The organism is Bilifractor sp. LCP21S3_A7, assembly GCF_052118825.1.
Lineage (GTDB): Bacteria > Bacillota > Clostridia > Lachnospirales > Lachnospiraceae > Bilifractor.
Genome location: NZ_JBQKGL010000002.1, coordinates 213,829 through 234,976 on the forward strand (window position 1 = coordinate 213,829; position 21,148 = coordinate 234,976).

The 21,148-nt window shown below is 44.8% G+C and carries 17 protein-coding genes and 1 pseudogene; 2 read left to right on the top strand and 16 right to left on the bottom strand.

The window, feature by feature from the left end; all coding sequences use genetic code 11:
- Nucleotides 1–34: 34 nt before the first annotated feature.
- The 6 genes and pseudogenes from ACTQ1O_RS02665 to ACTQ1O_RS02690 all read right to left on the bottom strand — a co-directional run bounded on the left by ACTQ1O_RS02665 (nt 35) and on the right by ACTQ1O_RS02690 (nt 6,884).
- Nucleotides 35–2,269, bottom strand: a complete 2,235-nt coding sequence (locus ACTQ1O_RS02665; protein WP_441485977.1) for a glycosyl hydrolase — start codon at nt 2,267–2,269, stop codon at nt 35–37.
- Between the two features lie 344 nt (nt 2,270–2,613).
- Nucleotides 2,614–2,892, bottom strand: a pseudogene (locus tag ACTQ1O_RS02670) (DUF624 domain-containing protein); the annotation flags it as partial.
- A gap of 49 nt (nt 2,893–2,941) precedes the next feature.
- Nucleotides 2,942–3,574: a hypothetical protein gene (locus tag ACTQ1O_RS02675; protein ID WP_441485978.1), complete on the bottom strand. Its 633-nt coding sequence runs from the start codon at nt 3,572–3,574 to the stop codon at nt 2,942–2,944.
- Between the two features lie 21 nt (nt 3,575–3,595).
- Nucleotides 3,596–4,465 (bottom strand): carbohydrate ABC transporter permease, encoded by an 870-nt coding sequence (locus tag ACTQ1O_RS02680; protein WP_441485979.1) that lies wholly within the window; start codon nt 4,463–4,465, stop codon nt 3,596–3,598.
- Nucleotides 4,465–5,376 carry a carbohydrate ABC transporter permease gene (locus tag ACTQ1O_RS02685; RefSeq protein WP_441485980.1) on the bottom strand — a complete coding sequence of 304 codons (912 nt, stop codon included), beginning with the start codon at nt 5,374–5,376 and terminating at the stop codon, nt 4,465–4,467. The genes ACTQ1O_RS02680 and ACTQ1O_RS02685 overlap by 1 nt, the downstream gene beginning before the upstream one ends.
- A 113-nt stretch (nt 5,377–5,489) precedes the next feature.
- On the bottom strand, nt 5,490–6,884 hold the full coding sequence (locus ACTQ1O_RS02690) for an ABC transporter substrate-binding protein (RefSeq protein WP_441485981.1): 1,395 nt from the start codon (nt 6,882–6,884) through the stop codon (nt 5,490–5,492).
- A 147-nt stretch (nt 6,885–7,031) separates the two neighbouring features.
- Here ACTQ1O_RS02690 and ACTQ1O_RS02695 point away from each other — a divergent pair, with 147 nt between their 5' ends.
- Nucleotides 7,032–8,822 carry a cache domain-containing sensor histidine kinase gene (locus tag ACTQ1O_RS02695; protein WP_441485982.1) on the top strand — a complete coding sequence of 597 codons (1,791 nt, stop codon included), beginning with the start codon at nt 7,032–7,034 and terminating at the stop codon, nt 8,820–8,822.
- Between the two features lie 68 nt (nt 8,823–8,890).
- Complete coding sequence (locus ACTQ1O_RS02700) at nt 8,891–10,471, top strand: response regulator (RefSeq protein ID WP_441485983.1); 1,581 nt, start codon at nt 8,891–8,893, stop codon at nt 10,469–10,471.
- A gap of 47 nt (nt 10,472–10,518) precedes the next feature.
- Here the strand turns inward: ACTQ1O_RS02700 and ACTQ1O_RS02705 are convergent, their stop codons facing one another.
- The 10 genes from ACTQ1O_RS02705 to ACTQ1O_RS02750 form a co-directional block, all read right to left on the bottom strand.
- Complete coding sequence (locus ACTQ1O_RS02705) at nt 10,519–11,913, bottom strand: replication initiation protein (protein WP_441485984.1); 1,395 nt, start codon at nt 11,911–11,913, stop codon at nt 10,519–10,521.
- A gap of 1,112 nt (nt 11,914–13,025) precedes the next feature.
- Nucleotides 13,026–14,666, bottom strand: a complete 1,641-nt coding sequence (locus ACTQ1O_RS02710; protein ID WP_441485985.1) for a C69 family dipeptidase — start codon at nt 14,664–14,666, stop codon at nt 13,026–13,028.
- Between the two features lie 290 nt (nt 14,667–14,956).
- Entirely contained in the window at nt 14,957–15,154 is a 198-nt protein-coding gene (locus tag ACTQ1O_RS02715) for a DUF6465 family protein (protein WP_441485986.1), read from the bottom strand.
- A gap of 226 nt (nt 15,155–15,380) precedes the next feature.
- Entirely contained in the window at nt 15,381–15,506 is a 126-nt protein-coding gene (locus ACTQ1O_RS02720) for a hypothetical protein (protein WP_441485987.1), read from the bottom strand.
- Between the two features lie 331 nt (nt 15,507–15,837).
- On the bottom strand, nt 15,838–16,617 hold the full coding sequence (locus ACTQ1O_RS02725; RefSeq protein WP_441485988.1) for an MBL fold metallo-hydrolase: 780 nt from the start codon (nt 16,615–16,617) through the stop codon (nt 15,838–15,840).
- A 94-nt stretch (nt 16,618–16,711) separates the two neighbouring features.
- Entirely contained in the window at nt 16,712–17,284 is a 573-nt protein-coding gene (locus ACTQ1O_RS02730) for a nitroreductase family protein (RefSeq protein ID WP_441485989.1), read from the bottom strand.
- A gap of 94 nt (nt 17,285–17,378) precedes the next feature.
- The gene (locus ACTQ1O_RS02735) at nt 17,379–17,810 is read right to left on the bottom strand and encodes a MarR family winged helix-turn-helix transcriptional regulator (RefSeq protein WP_441485990.1); all 432 of its coding nucleotides are present in this window, start codon (nt 17,808–17,810) and stop codon (nt 17,379–17,381) included.
- 394 nt (nt 17,811–18,204) lie between these two features.
- On the bottom strand, nt 18,205–18,516 hold the full coding sequence (locus tag ACTQ1O_RS02740) for a hypothetical protein (protein ID WP_441485991.1): 312 nt from the start codon (nt 18,514–18,516) through the stop codon (nt 18,205–18,207).
- Nucleotides 18,517–19,514: 998 nt separating this feature from the next.
- The gene (locus tag ACTQ1O_RS02745; protein WP_441485992.1) at nt 19,515–19,880 is read right to left on the bottom strand and encodes a hypothetical protein; all 366 of its coding nucleotides are present in this window, start codon (nt 19,878–19,880) and stop codon (nt 19,515–19,517) included.
- Between the two features lie 223 nt (nt 19,881–20,103).
- Entirely contained in the window at nt 20,104–20,967 is an 864-nt protein-coding gene (locus ACTQ1O_RS02750; RefSeq protein ID WP_441485993.1) for an AraC family transcriptional regulator, read from the bottom strand.
- Nucleotides 20,968–21,148 lie beyond the last annotated feature (181 nt).

The window sequence follows — 21,148 nt, forward strand, 5'->3', positions numbered from 1 at the left end:
TCGGTCGGAAAAAATGTGCAGACAAGATTCTGCATCAGCAGCTGCTGACAATAAACACTCCATGATTGCATGGAAGCTGCATCCGGATTACATATGCATATTCTTCTCTTGTCACAACCTCCGCCTTCCTGGCTTCTCCGGTCAGTGTGTCCCAGATCTCCGGTATTTCCCCCTTCGTCTGCACCCTAACCTCGATGGTTTCCGGATTGCTTCCATAATTCATAAATAAAGTATTCCTCATGCCATCTTTAAGATATCTCACGAACTGAACACCTGTCAAATCCTCACCAGTGTGCATATAAGGATCGATCAGATACGCGGGGTATGACGGGTGCTGATTCACCGTCCCCGAGACTCCCCGGGTAATTACAACCGGATGGGGAATCGAATCATTCAGAATCTTCAGAATTTGATTCTTATCCTCTGAGGAACAGACAAAAATACTTCCAGTATCCGACAGATCACCCATTATCCGGCAGATCTCTTTGTCTTCATTTTTATCTGTTCCCAGAGACGGGATATCGTCCACCAGCACGACCCTTCCTCCTTCAGCCGCAAACGCTTCCGCCAGCTTAGCCATACCGAGAGGAAGTACTTCGCACATGGGGAGCAGCAGAACAGAGAATCGCTGTCCGTTCGTGATATTTGTAATCTTCCCGTCTCTGACGGCAAAATTTCCGATAGCATCCCTGTGAAGAAGTTCGAAATCTATATTTGCGGAAAGCATGGACTGAAACAACAATTGAATCTCCCGATCGACATGAACTGCCCGGTCATCTCTCAAAAATGGTCCATGAGAAAATGCATGCGTAAAGTTCTGATCCGGAATACAATGCATCTGCAAGGTCTCAGTCGGAAGATAGGCGATCACATCAGCTTCATTGATTCCTCCCGACATCGCATACTGAAGGCGGCGGATCATATTATTTCCATCGCTCTGACGGTTCCAGTATTTCCACTGAAAGAACTCAGACGGCGGCCAATCATTCGCGCGTTCACCTTCCGTCGAGTAAAAAAATCCGTGATTTATAATCGTCTGCATGCCCTGCTGAAACGCAAATGTAATCATTCGCGTGTATTCATCGAATGTAAGATCCCAACCACATCCGGCAAAGATCTCAACCGCCGTCATTTTCTTTCCATACGAATGTGCAGCCGCTGAAGTAAATTTCAGATTCAGACTTCCAATTCCCTTCCCCAGGTAGTCAGCACCGACGATGTCCTGGTACCGGTTCTGTCGCATATAGTCACCGCTGTATCTCACATGCCCAAATAACGTTTCCTCCGCCAGAAGATGAGCAAAAAACTTAAGGTTATGTTTTTCGCACCACGAATGAATTCGCTTGAAATATCGGGTCTGATAAAGGTACGCCACAGTATCGTAATAATCCACACGAATTCTTCCGTTCTCTGTGCCCGGAAGAATAATCCGATACAACTCCTGACGGATATCATAACCGTGTCTTTTCCGGAATACTTCCGGAAATTCGCGACACCATGGAATGGCATTGCACATACGTGTTTCATCATTAAACACCGTCGTCACTGTACTTCCGAAATCCTGACCCATTTGCTCATAATATTTTTCATAAGTGGATCTCAGAAAAGCATCAGTTGCATTTTTGTCCAGATAATTAACCGACTCATCTCCCCCATACTCATAGGCATCGACATGGATATGAGTTACATATGCTTCCGCATCCCGATTCGATTTGAATTCCAATTCCGGACCGAAAATGCCATATAAAAAAGAATCCGAGAGCGGAAAGGGCTTTCCTGTCTCCTTGTCAAGAATATGAATATTCAGCGGAATTGCAGAGTAATCGGTATCCGGAGTCATGCCAAACATTCCGGCTCCTTCGAAGGTACGCAGCTGCAACCGGAACGGCACACCAGCCGGTACCGGAATTTTATCGATCGTAATGTACTGCTCCCGGTACTTTTCGTTTTCTGTGATCGTTTTGTTGCACGTCCCGGCCGGCCAGTCGATCTCATCATACAGCCACATTTTTTCGCCATGCTTTTTTTTGTAATCAAGCACTGTCTTCATATGCGAAAACCATTCTTCATCCAGATACCCGCCACTGTAGCCCGCGCCATTCTCCGTGCGCGCATGCGGATTTGTCGCCTTCACACCGACCTCCGTCTGAAGTTCCAGCTGCCGGATCAGCTCCCCCTTCTCAAGTTTCGCATTCCAGAACCACAGAGGCACTTCCGCCTCATCAAGGCTGCTCTCCTGTTTCGGGTGTTTCCAAATTTCTTTGTTCATTGTTCAGCATTCTCCTTTTCGTATCTCGAAAACAGGTCTGAAAAATACAATCCGCATACATATCCCGGGCCCGAGTAACCCAGAAGAAGGAACAGCGGAATCAGACGAAGAGTCAGATGAAGCATTAGAAAGGGCGCGATTGTAAGTGCCGTCACAAGTACAGATAAAAAAATATGAATTACGCTGAATTTCATTCCATTGACGATGGTATTTTTAATTGTGTTCTCGAAGTGAGCTTCTGTAACAAGAGCAAAGAGCGTGAACATAACCGTCAGAAAGAAAAAAATACAGAGGATAATCTGATAAATCCGGGAATAAGAAAATGAAAATTTTGAAAGGAGAAAAATATCAAAAGCAAGGAAAAGAGAAATTCCTCCTCCGATAAACCAGATGATCGTCGATTTTCTGAAATTCTCCCGAAATGCCTTAAAATAAGGGCTGACAATATGCCCTTCTTCTTTTCTTGCTATTTTGATCAAAATCTGATACATCGAGCTAAATGCCGCACCGATTGTAAAAACAGGAATACTACATACGAGCGTGAGAAGATTGAGGATAATCAGATCCCCGATTGTATTTAAAACGCTGCTCACTCTGCCTTCCGGTGACAATATTCCGCTCATGATTCCCTCCTGATAGTAATAGTTAAAATCTGTCTGTCAAGATTACATGTCATTCAGATTTATTCAGATATTGAAGAAATTTTCCGGCCATTTCAACGTGTTCGGAATTATACAGAATTCCGATTATCCCATTCTCTCCACTTGAATATCCGCCGATCTCCTTCATTTTCGCCATACCTTCACAGTATATTCCAAGAATTTTTCCATCCTCATCCCTGTAGACATGCCCGAAGGCGGATAACTCCTTGTCTGTAAACAGATCCCGCAGATCCAGAAATGTTCCCGCGTCAACATACTTCACAAAATCAGACTCTCTCATCGAAACAACATCCAGAGTCCCGGTTCCGATCTGCGAATACAACTTCGCCAGGGATGCCATCTGGTAATCCCTGCTCCCATCGCCGAGAAGCTGCGATGTAGATATTGTAACACAGTTCCGGTCTGGATTGATTCCGGCTGCTTCTACAAAGTCCTGCTCCATATTTTCTTCCGTGACATCCGAATGGATATCCAGAAGCATAGCATCCAGAACGGAAGGTTTATTCGTGATCCAGGCGTGAATAAAACTGACGGCAGCAATAATACTGATCACAACAAGAATCGCCGGAATCTTATAGAACATCCAGAAATACTCCAACCTGTCCTTCCTTGTCTTCTTTTTTTGATCCTCTGCTGCTGCCATCAGCTTACTCCTTATATGACATTAACCCTTCACTGCACCTGCGGCAATTCCGTTGATAAACTGCTTCTGAAGCAGCATGAAAATAACGATGAGCGGAAGCGCGCAGAGAACACAGGCTGCAAATAAAACATTCCACTGCGCAGGATTTTCCTTGTCTCCAAGGAACTGCAGCATTCCAACCGGCAGCGAGTACTGCCCCTGCTTTGAAATGAACACCATCGGATAGAAATAATCGTTCCAGATCCACATTCCCTGTGTGATCACCACTGAAACCGTTGCCGGCTTAAGAAGCGGAAAAACAACAGTCGAAAATCTTTTCCATAGAGAGGCCCCGTCCATGTAAGCCGACTCCTCGATTTCTGCCGGCACGCTTTTCATGAACCCGGAGAAAAGGAATACCGAGAATGGAAGCGAGCATGTAATAAACATAATGACCGGAGTAAATCGGGTATTTGGAATATTAAAACGGTTAAAGGTCTGCGCAATCGGAACAATGACCATTTGTGAAGGAATAATAAGTCCCGAAATAAAGAAGTAATAAAAGAATCTCGCAACCTTTGTCTTTATTCTCCCGATCGGCCAGGCTGCCATGGTGGAAAAGAATACAATAACCAGAACCGCAATACCTGTAGTCATAAAGGAATTAAGCAGCTCTACCGGGAAATTCATCTGCGTCCACGCTCGGATATAGCTTGCTCCTGAAAATTCAATAAACAGGCGGAGAGGAGATGCCTGATTATCAGGACTCCGAAGCGAGCTTGAAAACACAATGACCAGAGGCGCTATTACAAGAATACAGAATGCAATTATTACGATATAGAGAGCCAGTACTTTTGGAGACATCTTCATGTATTGTTCTTTTTCCCGGTCTGCTTTTTTCTTCCGTGCCATTACACTTCGACCTCCCTTTTATTCATAAAGATCAGCATCACAATGGTTATAGCGATGATTACCGCAAAGGACACAACTGAAAAGGCACTTGCCCTTCCCATTTTCTGATCCGTAAATGCAATCTCATAAATCTGAAACATCAACGTCTTCGTCGATTTTCCCGGTCCTCCATTTGTCATAATGAACGAATAGTCGAAGGCTTTCAGTCCGTTGATGACCGACAGAACAACATTAATCGTGATGGTTGAGGAAATCATCGGAAGCTTCACCAGCCGTGTAAGCTGCCATTCATTGCATCCATCTATTCTCCCCGCCTCCAGCACGCTCTCGTCTACTGTCTGCAAACCGGCCAGGTAGATAATCATGGTTGTACCGAATCCCTTCCAGACTTCCACTAAGGCAATGGCAAACAACGCAGTGTGGAAATTTCCAAGTGGATTAAAGGAGGCTCCATTCCCGCCTAACAGATTGATGATGCTGGCAATCATTCCATTTGAAGGCATATATACATACGACCATATGAATCCTACTACGATAGCGCTGAACAGCGCCGGAAAATAACTGGCCGTCCGGAAAAAGCCCTTGAATCTTATCTTTGTATTCAAAATAATCGCAAGCGCGAGTCCGAGAATATTGCTTAAAACCACCGTAACTGCCGCATAAACCAGGGTAATGCCAATCGAGTTAAGGATAGTACCATTATCGAAGATTTTAATGAAATTTTTCAATCCAACATATTCGTAATTATAATTGATCCCGTTAAAATTCGTCACGCTGTAATAAAACAACTGCAATAACGGATATATCCAGAAAATCAGAAACATCGCAAGCGCCGGAATCATAAAGGCGAACATTTTGTTGTTAAATGTCAGCGATGTATTGGCTCCAGATTTTTTTTTCCTTCTTGCCATCATCATTAATCCTCCATGCCATAAAAGAGGCTGTCCAAAAGCTGTCACCCCCGGCACAGCCTCTGAACAGCCATTTGTCATTTTTATTTCACGTCAGAACCCTGCAGCGATGATTAATCATCCAGAAGGTCTTCAAACTTATCCTGCATTCCCTGCGTGATGTCATCCACAGTAGTTCCCTGCCCTCCGATCATCTCTGAGAACATCTCCTCCATTGTCGTCTCAGTACCTGCCGGCCACGCCTGATTACACCAATGGAATCCCTTTCCTTCATTTGTCAGCTCAATAAATGGTTTGAACAGATCATAGTTCGGGATTGAATCCGCGCCCTTTCCATACAGTGGGATAATGCGGCCGGTTGCAAGATATGCGTCCCAGATTTCGTTATCTCCATTCATCCAGTAATCTAAGATTTCCTTGCACTGGTCTATATACTTTGACTTCGCATAAATTGAATACCCGGCAGACAGACAGGTCGCGGTATACTGCTCGCCTGACTCGGATGGAATCGGGAAATATCCTCTCTCAAAATCACCTGCTGCTCCGGTAGCAGTAAGCGCCGCAGCGTTGAAGGAACCATCAAATGTCATTGCAGCCTTTCCATCGATAAAGTCCTGAATAGCCTGGGATGCGCCGTATCCGAGGGACTGACTTGCATCAATATATCCCTCATCATACAGCTGCTTGTACATCGTCAGAACCTTATCCCAGGTATCCTTGTCTGTGAAAGAAGTTTCCCCGGTTCTCAGCTCATCATCATATTTCGAATTCTTTGAATAAATTTCATTTGCCGCAATCTGATAAAGTCCGAACTGCATTACATACTGATCCTTGTCTCCCATAACAATCGGCTGAATTCCAGCGTCCTTCAGTTTTTTACAGTCCTCCAGGAATTCATCCCATGTCTTGGGCTCTTCCGAGATTCCCGCCTTTTGAAACAGATCCTTATTGTAATAGGTTCCCAGAATTGATACGCCCGTGGTCGCCGTGACCACATTTCCATCATATGTGACTGCAGACAAGTCAGGCATGTTGGACAGATAGTCCAGATCATTCAGAGACGCAAGATATCCGGCATCCGCTAAAGCATAGCAGGAGTTAGACCCTGCGTACATCGGCTGCGTGAGAATCATATCCGGGCACTCACCGGATGCCAGTTTTGTCTTTAATGAGGTGTAATAATTATCATCCGGAAGTTTGGTGACCTCCAGTGTCACGTTCGGCCATTTCTTATGTACCAGTTCCGGAAGCGTCTGTGTCTCAAAGTCTGTACCCTGTGCAACACCAGACACCATCATTGTGATTGTGATGTTATCCTTGGTGTTCTCGATTGCCTGGTGATCATACTTGTCTCCAGAAGCCTGACTCCCTGTCTGAACGCTCCCTCCTGTAACAGCATCTCCAGATGAAGCTGCCGCGTCTGTTCCAGATGCTCCTCCGCAGCCGGCGAGCATACCGGCAGCCATCATACCGGCACAAAGTATCGCAGTTACTTTCTTTCCCTTCATTGATAAGTCCTTCCTTTCTTATTCATGAAAAGTTTTTATTTTTCCGTTGGATTTATAATAGCACAAGGATGAGTGTACTTTTGTTGGCGATAATGGTATACTTTTGTTGGATTTCTGACCAATAAGAAATAAGGAGACCTGATCAAGTTGAAACTTCGCACGAAAATGTTTCTGGTATATTCTGTCGTCGCAATCATACCGATACTTGCCATCGGTTATTATTCCTATTCTCGCTGGCAGGCTTCTGTCTCCGAGCAGATTCGTACCTATTCATCAACGATTATCCATAATGCCGTAGAACAGAGCAATAATACCCTGGATCGTATTAACCGTACACTGGATTTTATGACCTACTACTCAGATGACAGCGAATCATCCATCATTGAGATTCTCTCTGAATTCGCCGACGGACCTGTCAACTATTCCAGTTACGACATCCTTCAGGCGGGAAAAAGGACCAATTCCATCTTCGGCAACCTGATGTACGCAAACAGCAGTATTCGTGGCATTTATCTCATTACGCCTGACGGCCTGATACTCGGTACCTCTAATGATCAAACCAGCTCAATAAATCCGAATCATGACTGTCGCAGTGATTACTGGTATCAGGAAACACTATCCCTGAAAGGACAGCATTACATCAGCACAATCACCAGCGACGATCTGTTCACGGATAAAAATCCCTCGATCTATCTTTCCCGAAGCATTTATGATGTTTACTCCCATAAATTTCTAGGCGTTATACTTCTGGATTTAAACCCCGAAATTCTGAACCTGGACAGTTTGACTGCCATTCCGGACCTTGCGCTACTTTTTATTGAAAATACAAAGACAGGCGAAACTCTTTATTCAAATGTAGATTCTCTGAAAACAAACGAAACCCAGTATACCGATGACATGCAAAAATTTGAATTGAACCTTGAACCGCTTGAACTGTCCATAAGCTTTCATTACGATACCCTGTATGCACAGTACAATCCAATGCGGATGGTAATTCTGCTGATGATCTTTGTATTTGCTGCCGGCGTTCTTATTTCTTTGTACCTGATTACCGGAAAGATCACCTTCCCGCTCGAGCGTCTGAGCCGGGTTATGAAGCACCAGAGAAAAAACGGTCTGAAATTTGTAAGTCCTTATATGGGGCGCACAGATGAAATAGGCACTTTATACAATGAATATTCTCACATGCTCGATGAGATAAATGAAGGCATACGAAGAGATTATCAGAATCGTCTGATCGTCCTTGATGCTCAGATGAAAGCTCTGGAAGCACGGATAAATTCCCATTTTCTGTTCAACACACTGGAATCCATCAACAGCATGGCTGAACTGGCAGACAATAAAGAAATTGCGACGATGAGTCTGGCTCTCGGAGACATGTTTCGCTATGCGATTAAAACGCCCGGAGAGATCGTAACCCTGACAGATGAACTGAAGCATGTGGATGATTATGCTTCCATTCAGCTGATCCGATTCAACGGAAAGTTTCGCCTGGAGAAGAATATTCCGCCTGCCCTCCTGTCCTGCCCTGTCCTGAAGCTGATTCTGCAGCCGCTGGTTGAAAATGCTCTGTTTCACGGGCTGAACTATTGTACAGCCGGTGATCTCATCACGATTTCCGCCGTCCAGGAAAATCTTCTTCTTCATATTTCTGTCTCTGACAACGGTGTGGGAATGAACCCCGAAACCCTTGCCATGCTCCGAAGCACCCTGATGAATCAGAATTCCTTCTCAGAAATTGGACATCAATCCGGGCAAAGCATCGGACTTGGAAATATCCATGCACGGATTCAGCTCTACTACGGTAAACAATATGGTCTTTCCATCGCAAGTGCCGAGAACATTGGCACCCGGATAACGATAACAATCCCGATCACAGGGAATCCCCCTAAAATACAGTCAGAAGAAGTACGCAAAAATCGCGGAGCGCAGCCCTAAAGTCAGAATCATCAGATGAACTGAAAACGGCAGCATCTGTCGGGTCAGAGTAAGAAAGGATGTGCGATATGTTTACTTATATTATTATCGATGATGAAATTTTGATAAGAAAGGGAACCCTGAAAAAACTGGAGCCATTGCACGAAGAAATCACCTGCATCGGCGAGGCCGATAACGGACAGGATGGAATCAAGCTGATCGCAGAAGCAAAACCCGACTTTGTTATTCTTGATATGCAGATGCCTGTCATGAACGGTATGGAACTCCTCCCCTACCTGGCCTCACATTATGAATCCATGCCGCTCATTGTAATCAGTGGTTACAAGAACTTTGATTATATCAAACAGGCAATCTCCGCACGGGCAGTGGAATACCTGCTGAAGCCCTTCAGTGCCGACATGATTCAAGACTGTGTAAAAAAAGTTCTTAATCAGCTTCAGCAAAGATCAGAAATTCGTCAGCAGCTAAAACTTACCGAAGAACAGACCGAACAGGTCCGCTATGATTATGATATTTCCCTCATACATAATCTGATCTTTGGTTATCGTACCCTGGATCCGATTCTGACGTCTCATCGTCTGAACTATATCAACACGACTCACAATCTGATCCTGCTCACCTTCGGGTATTACGAAAATGCCGACGATTCAAAATTTTCACTGTGGCTGGAAGAAAACGGATTTGGAGATATGGCTCTGTATATTTCCGGGCGTGATGTACAGCAGCCACAGGGATTTCTCATTCTCTTCCTTCCCCAACAGAATCCGAAGCTTCAGAAGGACCTGGCAAAACAGATATTTCGTTCCTTCCGCACATACCTTCTTTCACTGGAACTGGAACCAGTTGTCGGCTTCAGCAACATTCATCATTCCTTATCTGATTTGAATACTGCATACAGGGAGTGCGCCCTTGCTCTGGATCAGAGACCACTCGCCGCCCCCAAAAATAGCGTTTGTTTCTATCAATCGGAACTGCATCCCATAACGATCCACTGGGAACACACCAGCGAGTTTCTTTTCCGAATAGAAGCCGGGATGACGGACGCCGTCTCTGAATTATTTGATGACCTTTTTCAGTATTATGAATCAATTCCCGAATGCCGTCTGATAGATATAAAGGCACACTGTAGAAAACTGGCCGGGAGCTGTCAACAGCTGATCACTGAATATATCAACTCGCCTGCCTCTGATACTTCAGAAGGCTCAGGTTCTATGGAACGTGTATCGAGCCATTTTTTCCACATTACCGACCTTGAGGCATATTACCGTCAGTTTTTTATGAATGTGGCTTTCATGCTCAAACCATATTCCGTATATAACAGTGATGACGTCATTGAAAATGTAAAAACCTACATGCAGAGAAATTATCAGAAGGACCTGACTCAGGATTATATCGCATCTCTTTTTTACATGAATCGCAGCTATCTCAGCTCCCAGTTTCGCAAAAAAACTGGTGAAAAATTCGTAGATTATCTGAATGATGTTCGTCTGGAGCACGCAGAGGAACTTCTTCAGAAACCAGGACAGAAAATGTATCAGGTCGCAAAAGCTGTGGGCTATGATAATGAAAAATATTTTTTTCGTATTTTCCGAAAGCGGACAGGGATGACTCCTGATCAATACCGGAAACAATTATCCGGAAAGAATTAACGAGAAGCCGGCATCCTTTTCCGGTGACCGGCTTCTCGTTCTAACGCTCATGCGTGCATATTCTCGACTGTAAAATCCATATACATCTTGATTCGCTCATCGATGTCAAAGGCAAGCTCCATAGCCTCGAGCGGTACGCCCGTGCTTTCCACAAAATCCTGGAAATTGTCCTTCTGCTTGTATCTCTCCCATACAAGCTCCTTGGTTCTGTTCGAATGAGATTCTCTGTGGAGTTCCCTGGCGGTCTCCGCCTCATCAGTGCTTCCCTCTACGGCTTCCACAACATTGTCCGCATAACGGTTCCGCACGGCCTCTCTCAGCCATCCGAAATAATTCCGAATCGTCATTCCTCCGGTCTTCGCGTAGTCGATCTCTCTCTTGATCTCGTCAGTATCTCCATTGGCATCCTGAAGCAGACGATCGTAATACTCCATCGTAAATCCGCTCGTAGCGCGGATTCCGCTCTTCTTCAGATATGTCAGTATATCCGAATATTCCCGCAGCTTCTTCGCTCCGCTCTTCTTGTCCTCAGCGGCGACTTTTTCGAACGGATCCGGTTCAGCGACCTTCACATACTCCGGACTCAGCTGCTCGATCTTCTCCTTGTTCTTGTGAATCGTCTCGAGATTTGCCTCCGGAATATTCCAGGAAATCATAAACATGATGTCAGTCGCCCTGCCTCTGTTTCCTCTCTCCACGGTGTACTCGAACGTGATGTCTGCCTTCTCGTCCATCTCGATCTTTGCTTCGTCAAGCACCTTTGTGCGGAAATCCGTAAACCGCTCATACTGCTTGTCCTCCTTCTTTGCCAGACGAACCAGCTCCGACCACGTCGCGCCATCGGAAACCGCTCTCTGAAGATAGGAGGCATCCAGATTCACGAGTCCGAGCGTACAACGTAGTTCATCTACACTGTAAACCTTCGTGACAAACTTTGATTTCGTCGTATCAATCTTGTATGCTTCCTTCTTCAGAAGCTCATAGAGACGAAAGGAGCTGTTCTTCTCGAAGGAGACAAGCGTCGCAAGTTCCATGGAAGTATAACTCTTCTGAAGACTCGTGATATGCGGTGTCATTTCCCGGTTATAGATGATCTCCAGCTTCTGGTCTTTATAGGATACGTTGGTAATCATCGTAAAGGTATGGAAATTTCCGAGACCGTCTTCAATCGTGATGATATTCCCGGCAAGCTGCTTGCTGACGCTCTTCAGCTTCTTATAAATATTGGTATCTGTCTCATTACCAAGGATACGTTTGATCTCACTCGGATAAAGCGTCGCCATTACCTGCTTCGATCCCGGCTCCTGCTGCAGCTTTGTGAGAGAAACAGCGATGATCTTGTTCCCGAGGATCGAGGTTTTATATTTCGCATTGATCAGCGAATTACTCTTCCGGACGACAACGCCCTCAATCAGGTCGTTCCGTACACTGGTACTTGTCATTTCAATATCCCCTTTGTTTTGTCAGAAAGCGACAAAAATACTTTAACAGGATAATAACCTATTCTTTCCCATTTGTCTCTCAGATAACGAAAAAGTTACTGATTAACTTTTCATTAAATTTCAGTATTTTATTCGTCATCTCACTCTCATATGGCGAAAAAAGTACTTGCCCGATTTACATAAGTTGTTTTTTCGTCTTCTGATCTCCTCTCGTTAACAGTATTTTTTTCGTCTTCTGATTCCGTGCAATGCCTGTTTTCCCTGGAAAAACAGCCCTTACGAAGGAAACAGCGACTGATTTCAGTACATTTTTCGTCATCAGGAAACCTTCGCGCTCTATGATGATTCAGTACAAATGTCGTCATCTGAATGATTGCCCTTCCTGTCGATCTGCCTTTTCTACTTAATTTCAGTACTTTATTCGTCATCAGTCAGTAATTTTTTCGTTTTCTTTCACCCGATCTGCCTTCTCAATCCGGTATAAAAAGTACTTTTTTCGCTTTCTGATCGGAGTATTTTTTTCGTTGTCTGACATCATCACTCCTGATCATAACGACTCAGATACTTATCGGGACCGTCCAGTATTTTTTTCGTCATCTGTACCGGCATCGCTTTCTGAAGTATTCTTTTCGTCATCTGACTTAGCGACTGAATCCGGCCGTCTGTATCTGCATTCCCCCAATCGTTGTCTCCGCTCTCCGTTTTTTCGCCTTCTGACTTATCCGGAATGTTATCTGTCAGTCAATTTGATGTTCGACAGCAGTAGCTTTTTCGTTTTCTGAACCCGGAGAATCCTTTATTTGCAGGGCTTTCCGGCTCTCTAAAATAAAAGAAATATAAATGTTGTTATATATATAATATAAAATAGTCGAACCGCTTATCTGACTTAAGACAGATAGCGAAAAATATACTTACAACAACTGAATAGAAAACAAAAGGAAAGACTGGGTGCTGTATTTTTCTATGTTCCGCAATTTGTTCTCCAGTTAGATCTGATGATCGACGAGAAAAATCAGCAGCAAAATGATTGTAGGAATTATTTCAGATAAGTTTCAGATAACGAAAAAAGTACCTGATAGATCAGGTACTTTTTTCGTTATCTGCTGTTTGGATCAGGTGTCAGATCTGGAATAGGAATTCTTCATCTGATTGCTCAGTTCATAAAGAACTTTATCGAGTGTATCCGCAGTTGCATCCTTCAATGCGTCTGCCATTTCCTGGTTTGCCTGCTCGGCAAGCGCATGAATACGATCATTTCTTTCGGATCTGTCTGAGGAGGAAGCTGTAGCTGGGATTGCAGCCACTGGGTCACCGAGTGCGTTCATCATCTTAGCGTCGTATTTACGGATAAGCTCATGGCCTTTTGCTCCGACAGCAAGCTGATATCGTTCAATGTGGAAGAGGCTCTTTCCGTAGGAGGCATCTGTCATCGCGGCGATCATACGGCTTATCCAGTAGAAATTATCCGTGGAGGCATGCTTTCCGGTGTTGGAAAGATACGCCGGGGTTCTGGTGACATTGGCGTACATCGGAGCCCAGGTATTGAACGCATTCGAAGCGAATGCGAGCCATTCGATGGACCGGAACTCCTCCGGCTGGTACGGACGGATCTGAATCAGAGCGAGGAAATCGTTGCGGTTAATACCGATAGAGCGGTATGCTCCTCTTCTGCTGCTGTCTCCATATGAGGCGTAAGGATCGTACGGAGTGCCCTGATAATGGGAGGAAAGGAGATATTTCACGTCCTCGGGTGTAATCTTCCGCTCCGGAGTCAGGCTCCATGGAATATCATCCGAATCCGGGCGATAGTCCGCGTGAGGGCCGTCCCAGGAAGCAAAATGGGGGTTCAGGTAACGGGCCATGTACCATCCGCGCGGTGTATTGTATACATGATCTGCATCATCGTGACTTCCGAATGCATCTCTGGGATTGAAGGTCCAGTGCTTTGCCGCGTGAGTTCCGGAACTTGAAGCAGTGTCTGGCTGTGACGGAGAATCTCCGGATGATCTGCTGAATCCGACTTCAAAATCCTGAGCCTCGTCCTTCACGGTTAGATCCAGATGATTCCAGGTAATAAATTCACGAAGATCTGCGGAGCACATGTAATTCTTCTGCTCGCCGAAGGCATCATCCATGTCGAACTCATCGATTCCCAGCTGATTCGGCATGATGACATACCGGTCGTCCGGTACTCTTCTGGCAATCCAGTGATGACCGCCGATACTTTCGAGCCACCAGATTTCGTCCTTGTCCTGAAAAGCCATTCCATTGGATTCATAGGTACCGTACTTCTCGAGAAGACTTCCCATACGGGTTACCCCCTCGCGTGCGGTGTGGATATAGGGAAGGGTGAGAACCACGAGGTCCTCCTCGCCGATTCCTCCTGGAACTTCCGGTTTTCCGTCCGTCGCTGGAATAAATTCTACAAGCGGATCTGCGCCGAGTACGCGTTCGTTGGTTGTGATCGTCTCCGTGGCGGTCATGGCCACATTGGCTTCATTTACGCCGCTGGCAGCCCAGATTCCTTCGCCTTCCAGCGCATTCGGCACCGCGGTGTAGCGCATCGGATTGTCGGGAAGGTCGATTTCTACATGAGAAAGAACCGAGCGATATTTGCGCGGCTGTTCCTCGGGAGGGACGACCGTGAATTTCTTCGGGGTGTATTTCCCGGAGGGAGAGTCATCATTTCGTGCAATAAAGGTAGAACCGTCATAGGTGGCCTTCCGGCCGACCAGTATAGTAGTACAGGACATCTTATTATTCCTTTCTGTCTGCTTCAGGGATCATTATTTCTTCTTCTTTGCGTTTTTGCGTGCCAGAGCTGCAAGCTGCTGCTGCATCTTCTTCTCTGCTGCCTTCTTGCTGTCTTTGTTCTTTCCACCAAGCTTACTCATTGTATAACCTTCTTTCTTATCTATGATCTGATGTTTATTTTATCACAATTCGATGCTGTGCGTCGGCAAAAAAGAAAGCCGCACCCCTGTAAGGGGTCCGGCTGCCTTCGGGATCTTCTGTGAAAAATCCGGGACGTTGATATGTCCGATCAAAGTTCTACAAAGTTATCGGCATCTCCGTCCGCAACGTAGTAGGCGCGGTTTTCCTCGGGCTTTACATAGATGGTGAGATCCTTTGCCTTGGGAGCGGCTGCCTTTACTCTGTCGATGATATCCTTCTGGGTATACTGTCTGCCGCCGTACTGAAGAATTACATCTGCCTTAACTGTGCTTTTTCTAACTGCCATTTCTATTTACCTCTTTCACTTAATTCGGTTTACAGCTGATGCCATATCATATGCAGAATATCTTAAATGATATGGTATATATAACTTTAGTAGACCATTACATTGGAAAGTGTAACACAAATATGTTCGTAATGTATACATTATTTTCCCGAATTTTGCAGGATACTATGTGCACACTGAACAAATGTCAGAGAGCTTGTGGAATGAGTGGATGAAAACAGGCGGTTCAGCCGATGGATAATTCCTCGTCTTCCTCTTCAATATAATCTATATACTCGGATTCACACGCAAAAAGCATATACTCACCGTCAACATATCCCATAAACCCATCGCTGATTGAATAACCTTTCATAAAAATCCTCCTTATCGTAAATGTCATCATTTGAAAAGAATTATGAATGAAGAGATGAAAAGACAGATCTTGATGTCTCTTCGTGATTAAGGATGATTTTATTATGACAGATAGCAAATGCAAAAATACGCACAATGGTCGCAAAATATACAGTTATGTAAATGCGAATTCGAACGTATCTTTCAACCAGGCCGTTTCCGAAGACCGGGTTTCGGAAAAATATTCTTATCATTTTGGATAAGATAATGATTACAGAGATATATTTGAAAAAGACCGAAGGGATTAATGGATTCAGAGGAATTTGTCAGCGTTCATGCAGGGCTGGCTGCTGTCAGCCTTCCGGAATCCGGATTTTTGAGATGCCGAGCGGTCCTTCTGCCTGAATGGTGAGCGTTTTTACACCGAGAATGACCTCTTCGGATCCGGGAACAATCTCCTGTTTCTCGGCGTTTTCGAGCACGGTGGAGAGAAATTCTCTGGGAAGAGCTTTCGTCGTATGACTTCCGAGGTATGTATCAAAGGGAAGGTGAAGAGCCTTTTTCAGGGATTCCTGCAGAGCCTCCAGGGTGTCATGGTTATCCCAGAACATGAAGCAGTCGTCGCTGAAAGAATCGCCTGAGAGGAGCAGCCGGTCCTCTTCCACGAGCAGCCCGATCTCACCTCTGGTATGTCCGGGAAAATGATGAACAGAGACATGGACGCCGCCCAGATCAAAGCGTTCGTTGCCCTGCAGAGGATGGATGACGGTGCGTGGCGCGGCGATATAGGCGTCCTTCCGCTCACCGGGTACGCCGCAGGACACTGCATACTGGTAAAAGGTGGAGATCCTCTGTATCCTGCTGCAGGCTCTTTCATAGGCCGGCTGGTCCGCCGGATGCATCCAGGCTTCGTCAAACTGCCAGTCTCCCTGCACGTGATCTGCATGGCCATGGGTATTAATAACGATGTAAGGGGTATTTATATGAGCTTCGATAAAACCACGGTTGTCACCGATCCCGTAGGCAGTATCTGAGATGATCGCGAGCTTGGCTCCGTGTATGATGCTGAAAAACGTGCCGTCTGTTTCCTGAATATGAAGAACATGTCTGCCTGCCTGATAGATTTCGTGCATATCCCGTACTCCTTGTCTGCCTCTACAAATGTGTATAGCCGCTGCAGCATCCGCTGAACAGCCGGGTTCTTCCCTTCCTCATCTTCGCTGAATATTATTCTTCAAAAATAACTCTCTTGGAAATATCTTCTGCGTCCTTGGCGCCCGGAAGCTCCACAATACCGCCGAAAGGCATCTGGGCAACCAGCTTATAGCTGTCCGGCAGATGGAACATCTCGCGTACAGCATCATCAATAACGGGATTGTAGTGCTGAAGATTTGCGCCTACACCCAGTTCTCTGAGTCCTGACCATACAGCCAGCTGCAGCATGCCGTTGGACTGATTTGCCCAGACCGGGAAATTGGGAGCATAGAGAGGGAACTGCTCCTGCAAGCCCTTTACCACTGCTTCATCATAAAAATAAAGAACAGTCCCGGCTGCCGCTCGGAATCCGTCTATTTTCTCCCTCGGCACCTTTCCTTGAAATACATCATAAATTTTGTCCCAGAGTTCATCCTGTTTCCTGCCGAGGACAAGCACGACTCTCTGGCTGTGCATATTAAATGCGTCCGGCACAAGTTCTGTCGTTTCTGTCACAAGCTTTTTTATCTCGTCTGCCGGTACAGGAAGCTCTTTCTTCAGTGAATAAACCGTTCTTCTTTCCTTCAGTGATTCGCGTATACTCATTTTAACCTCTTTTCTCTGATGATGATTTCCTAAACACTATGTTATATTTTGTGTCAGGGTTTTCTGTTTCCTATGTATGTTGATGATGCCGGGATCAAAAGGTCTTTTGATCCCAGTAGGCTGCCAGTAGTCTTTTTAAGTCCCCCTTTTCCCTGTCATTCCATACGGAGAACGCCGTGTGAATCATCTCCGCATTGTCCGGATAAACCTCGCGGATGATATCCCTGCCCTTTTTGGTGAGAGAAAGAATGCTTTTTCGGCGATCCTTTTCATCCTGTTTTCTTGCCAGAAGGCCGGCTTTTTCCATATTTGCGACAATTACAGGGATTGTTCCGTCGGTGCTGAGAATGCTTTCCTTTACCTCACCGACCGAAAGCGGTCCCTTATGATAGAGCGCTTCCAACACCATAAACTGCCCGAACGTCAGTCCCTGTTTCTGGCATAATACTTTAGTTTTCCTGTCCAGATCGGTGACAATCCTGTGCAGACTGATGATCAGGTTACTTTCTGTTGCTGTCAGTTCCAAGTCCGAGATTTCCTTTCCTGTGTCTGCATATTATTCAAAAGATTTTTGCTGTTCCTGCCCTCATATTATATCTAATTAGATATAACGTCAATCGGATTCTCCACCTGAATTGTGTCATCGGATTCTCCACGTGAATTGTGTTATTTGCTTCAGAACACACAATCTATTATATCTTCCTTTTCAGCAATATCATCAAAATTCGCAATGTTAACATCTGACACAGATCTTCGACCATTACCGCTTGTGTCTCCGTTTATAATCTTCACGGATCGGTGCAAGCAGCCCTTCCTCATCAAGGGCACATTTCATATCTGCTGCGGAAGGGGCGCTTCTGGCAAAGCTGACCGCCTTTGACATGACTTCATAATTGAGTCTCGTACCGACCCCATCGTGTTCATACCGGACAGCACGGTTTGCCTTGATCCCAAATCTGCCGGCAACCTGGACAGCGTCGATATTTGCCCCCCAGGAACAGGAACTCCCAGTGATATTTTTCTTTTTCGTGTTCAATCATCCGGCGTACATTGTCAAAACTGTACTGGCGGCTCGCATTTTCCATTCCATCCGTCGTGATAATAAAGAGTGTCTTTTCAGGAATATCCTCCTCTCTTGCGTACCTGTATACATTCTTAATATGATGGATTGCTCCGCCAACAGCGTCCAGCAGCGCTGTACAGCCTCTGACGCAGTACTGATTATAGCTCATCCGCTCTACTTTCTGAATCCAGCAGCCATATAAACAGCATGATCACACCCGGTTCCAACCGCAGGATGATCATTGGCTGTGTTTACAATAGCCTCGGTGTTCATTTTTGTGATGTCATTTCGGACAATCTTGAATGGCATTGGTGCAAGCCATTTCTGGCACTTTTCAGAATTTTATTGTTTACATTTCAGCTTTTGTGGAAGCAGTCTCTCTGGCTTTATGCTGGGATATTTCTTCATCAACTTCTGCAATGCATCGCTTGTATTCCTAAGATATTTGATGCTTTTTTTGGCAACCGTAATTTTTACTTTCCTTAAGCTCTGCTTTATCGTCGCTTTTAGCATCCTCTTTATCTGACAACTCCTCCAACTGTTTTTGTATGTCATCAAGTCGATTCCCTATCTTATACTGAATCTCCGCGACAGCGGCAGAGTCTGATCAGTGAGAAAAATGCCTTATAACGAGATGTAATGGGATTAATCCCTTAAAAATGCGTACCTCAACCAGAAGTCGAACTTAAAGCCAAAATTTCGGATATTTTAAGTTCCACCCCTCTTTTTCTATATGGAGTGGCTCTGATGTCCCATGGGCTCCGGCGTTCTATGATTTACGTATTTTTATTTGAGGAGGCTCGGATTCAGGCATATCTCATCGGTGGGGACGAGATATGCCTGAATCCGAGCTTTTTTAATGTCTCCTCGCCGTATTGGAAAGCGAACACTTCGTAGGGACTTTTATCACCGAAAGTTTTCGCTTATACGAATTGATATGGCTCATCATAAGGGATATCTTTTCCTGAGAATACGGTGTTATATCGGTGTGTTTTGGGATGATTCGGCGGATCATCTCATGACGGACTTCGCAGCTTCCTTTCTGATAAGGGGATGATGAGTCGCAGTAAAAAACGCGGCTTCGTCTGTTGCCGTTAGCATCGAATTCGATGCGTTTCGGGACAGAGAATTCACTGCCGTTATCGGCCAGACACATGGGAAACAAGGTTATAAAAATATCGGGCGAAGTTCAAGGTACAGCCTGTCAAAAATATCTGAGACAGATCTGGCATCATTATGATCGCAGCGGAAAGCAACCTGGAGGCCCGTAGAAACAAAAGTCACTGTAAGGAGTACAGCACCATTTTTGATGCCTTCTACAGAATCCAGCTGGACGACAGGTGTATCGGGATTCTGACGAATGAATGCTTCATAGTCTTTGCGTGTACGGCCTTCGCGACACCTGGTGTCTACTTTGATCGTATAGGGTTTCTTTCTGCGTGGACGCATGCAAATTGTTCTTGGCATATCTATGTTTCTTGCCTTGAAAAGACCGGCATATACATATTTGTAGAGCGTTCGCTCGCTTACCATGAGTTCATCTCTGTGATTCAGATAAATATGATGAAGGGATTGCCCCTTGATCAATAAAGGCGAGATGATGGCATCAAGACGGCTGACATCTCCATCTGAAACAGCGGCACCGAGCCTTGATTCAGATAATACGGTAGTGTACTCATCCTGCGCCGATTCAGCATTATATGTACGCTTTTCAAGGTACGGATTGTTTACCGCTTACTTTATGACATTATAGATTTCATAACCTATTTCTTATTTTTCGGTATTCTCTTGGCGAATATCCTTTCAGCTTGTGAAAAAGCCGGCTGAAATAAAGCTGGTTATCATATCCGACAATCTTAGAAATCTCATTGATGGAATAAGTTGTTGTTTCAAGTAACATCTGAGCATTGTTGATGCGGATTCCCACAATGAATTGCATTGGTGTAGAACCGGTATATTTTTTGAAATTTCGGATAAACCAGCTGACACTCATGCCTCGTGAGGCAGCATAATCATCAATATTGATATTTTGATTGTAGTTTTCACGGAAAAAGGTAACAGCATTATCCATCTCATGATCAAGATATTCGTTTTTTAATATGTGCTCTCTTGTCAGTTCCCGGTGGAAACTAATCAGAAGATGACGTAGCAAAAGGACAAGCATTTCCTCATAATTATCCTGACAGCGTTGGAGCTCGATAATAATACGCTTGAAAATTTGTTCATATTCATTAGATGTACCAACTTGAAAGACATGTTCTTTATCTGGAAACCCATATTGACGTAAGATATTTTTTACATTGCTTCCTGTGAAGTGAATCCAGTATACTTCTGTCTTATCTTCTCCGTAATATTCATATTTTTGGAGTTCTTTCGGTCTGTACAGTACAATGTTGCCGGCCGGAACAATCGTTTCATTATTTACATTATCAAAATGAAAATGCCCACAACCAGCAGTGATATATATAATCTGATAATCCAGACGACCCCTTGGACGGTAGGTCGGAAGTTTGGGATATCTGGAAAGACGGTAAGTACCACAGCTACCGACAATCAGCGGACGACTTTTGTCTTTGAAATCCATATGTGAGTGGTTCAAATAACCGGTGTTCATATACATAGGACAGCACCTCTTTTCGTACTTTTATCATTGTATCATTTAGTGTATATTTTGTCTAATCCAATTCATAGATATATTTTGCGAATTAGGATAAGCTATATATAGCATAACTAAAGAACGTGAACAAAAAAGCATAAGGCTTGCTTTAGGAAAACAAAGAACAAAAAAGTGTATGTATTGG

What these genes read in the sequence shown, in the direction of transcription:
- ACTQ1O_RS02665 (WP_441485977.1), bottom strand. Translation starts at nt 2,269, where the DNA reads ATGAACAAAGAAATTTGGAAACACCCGAAACAGGAGAGCAGCCTTGAT.
- ACTQ1O_RS02675 (WP_441485978.1), bottom strand. Translation starts at nt 3,574, where the DNA reads ATGGCAGCAGCAGAGGATCAAAAAAAGAAGACAAGGAAGGACAGGTTG.
- ACTQ1O_RS02680 (WP_441485979.1), bottom strand. Translation starts at nt 4,465, where the DNA reads ATGGCACGGAAGAAAAAAGCAGACCGGGAAAAAGAACAATACATGAAG.
- ACTQ1O_RS02685 (WP_441485980.1), bottom strand. Translation starts at nt 5,376, where the DNA reads ATGGCAAGAAGGAAAAAAAAATCTGGAGCCAATACATCGCTGACATTT.
- ACTQ1O_RS02690 (WP_441485981.1), bottom strand. Translation starts at nt 6,884, where the DNA reads ATGAAGGGAAAGAAAGTAACTGCGATACTTTGTGCCGGTATGATGGCT.
- ACTQ1O_RS02700 (WP_441485983.1), top strand. Translation starts at nt 8,891, where the DNA reads ATGTTTACTTATATTATTATCGATGATGAAATTTTGATAAGAAAGGGA.
- ACTQ1O_RS02705 (WP_441485984.1), bottom strand. Translation starts at nt 11,913, where the DNA reads ATGACAAGTACCAGTGTACGGAACGACCTGATTGAGGGCGTTGTCGTC.
- ACTQ1O_RS02710 (WP_441485985.1), bottom strand. Translation starts at nt 14,666, where the DNA reads ATGTCCTGTACTACTATACTGGTCGGCCGGAAGGCCACCTATGACGGT.
- ACTQ1O_RS02715 (WP_441485986.1), bottom strand. Translation starts at nt 15,154, where the DNA reads ATGGCAGTTAGAAAAAGCACAGTTAAGGCAGATGTAATTCTTCAGTAC.
- ACTQ1O_RS02720 (WP_441485987.1), bottom strand. Translation starts at nt 15,506, where the DNA reads ATGAAAGGTTATTCAATCAGCGATGGGTTTATGGGATATGTTGACGGT.
- ACTQ1O_RS02725 (WP_441485988.1), bottom strand. Translation starts at nt 16,617, where the DNA reads ATGCACGAAATCTATCAGGCAGGCAGACATGTTCTTCATATTCAGGAA.
- ACTQ1O_RS02730 (WP_441485989.1), bottom strand. Translation starts at nt 17,284, where the DNA reads ATGAGTATACGCGAATCACTGAAGGAAAGAAGAACGGTTTATTCACTG.
- ACTQ1O_RS02740 (WP_441485991.1), bottom strand. Translation starts at nt 18,516, where the DNA reads ATGAGCTATAATCAGTACTGCGTCAGAGGCTGTACAGCGCTGCTGGAC.
- ACTQ1O_RS02745 (WP_441485992.1), bottom strand. Translation starts at nt 19,880, where the DNA reads ATGGTAAGCGAGCGAACGCTCTACAAATATGTATATGCCGGTCTTTTC.
- ACTQ1O_RS02750 (WP_441485993.1), bottom strand. Translation starts at nt 20,967, where the DNA reads ATGTATATGAACACCGGTTATTTGAACCACTCACATATGGATTTCAAA.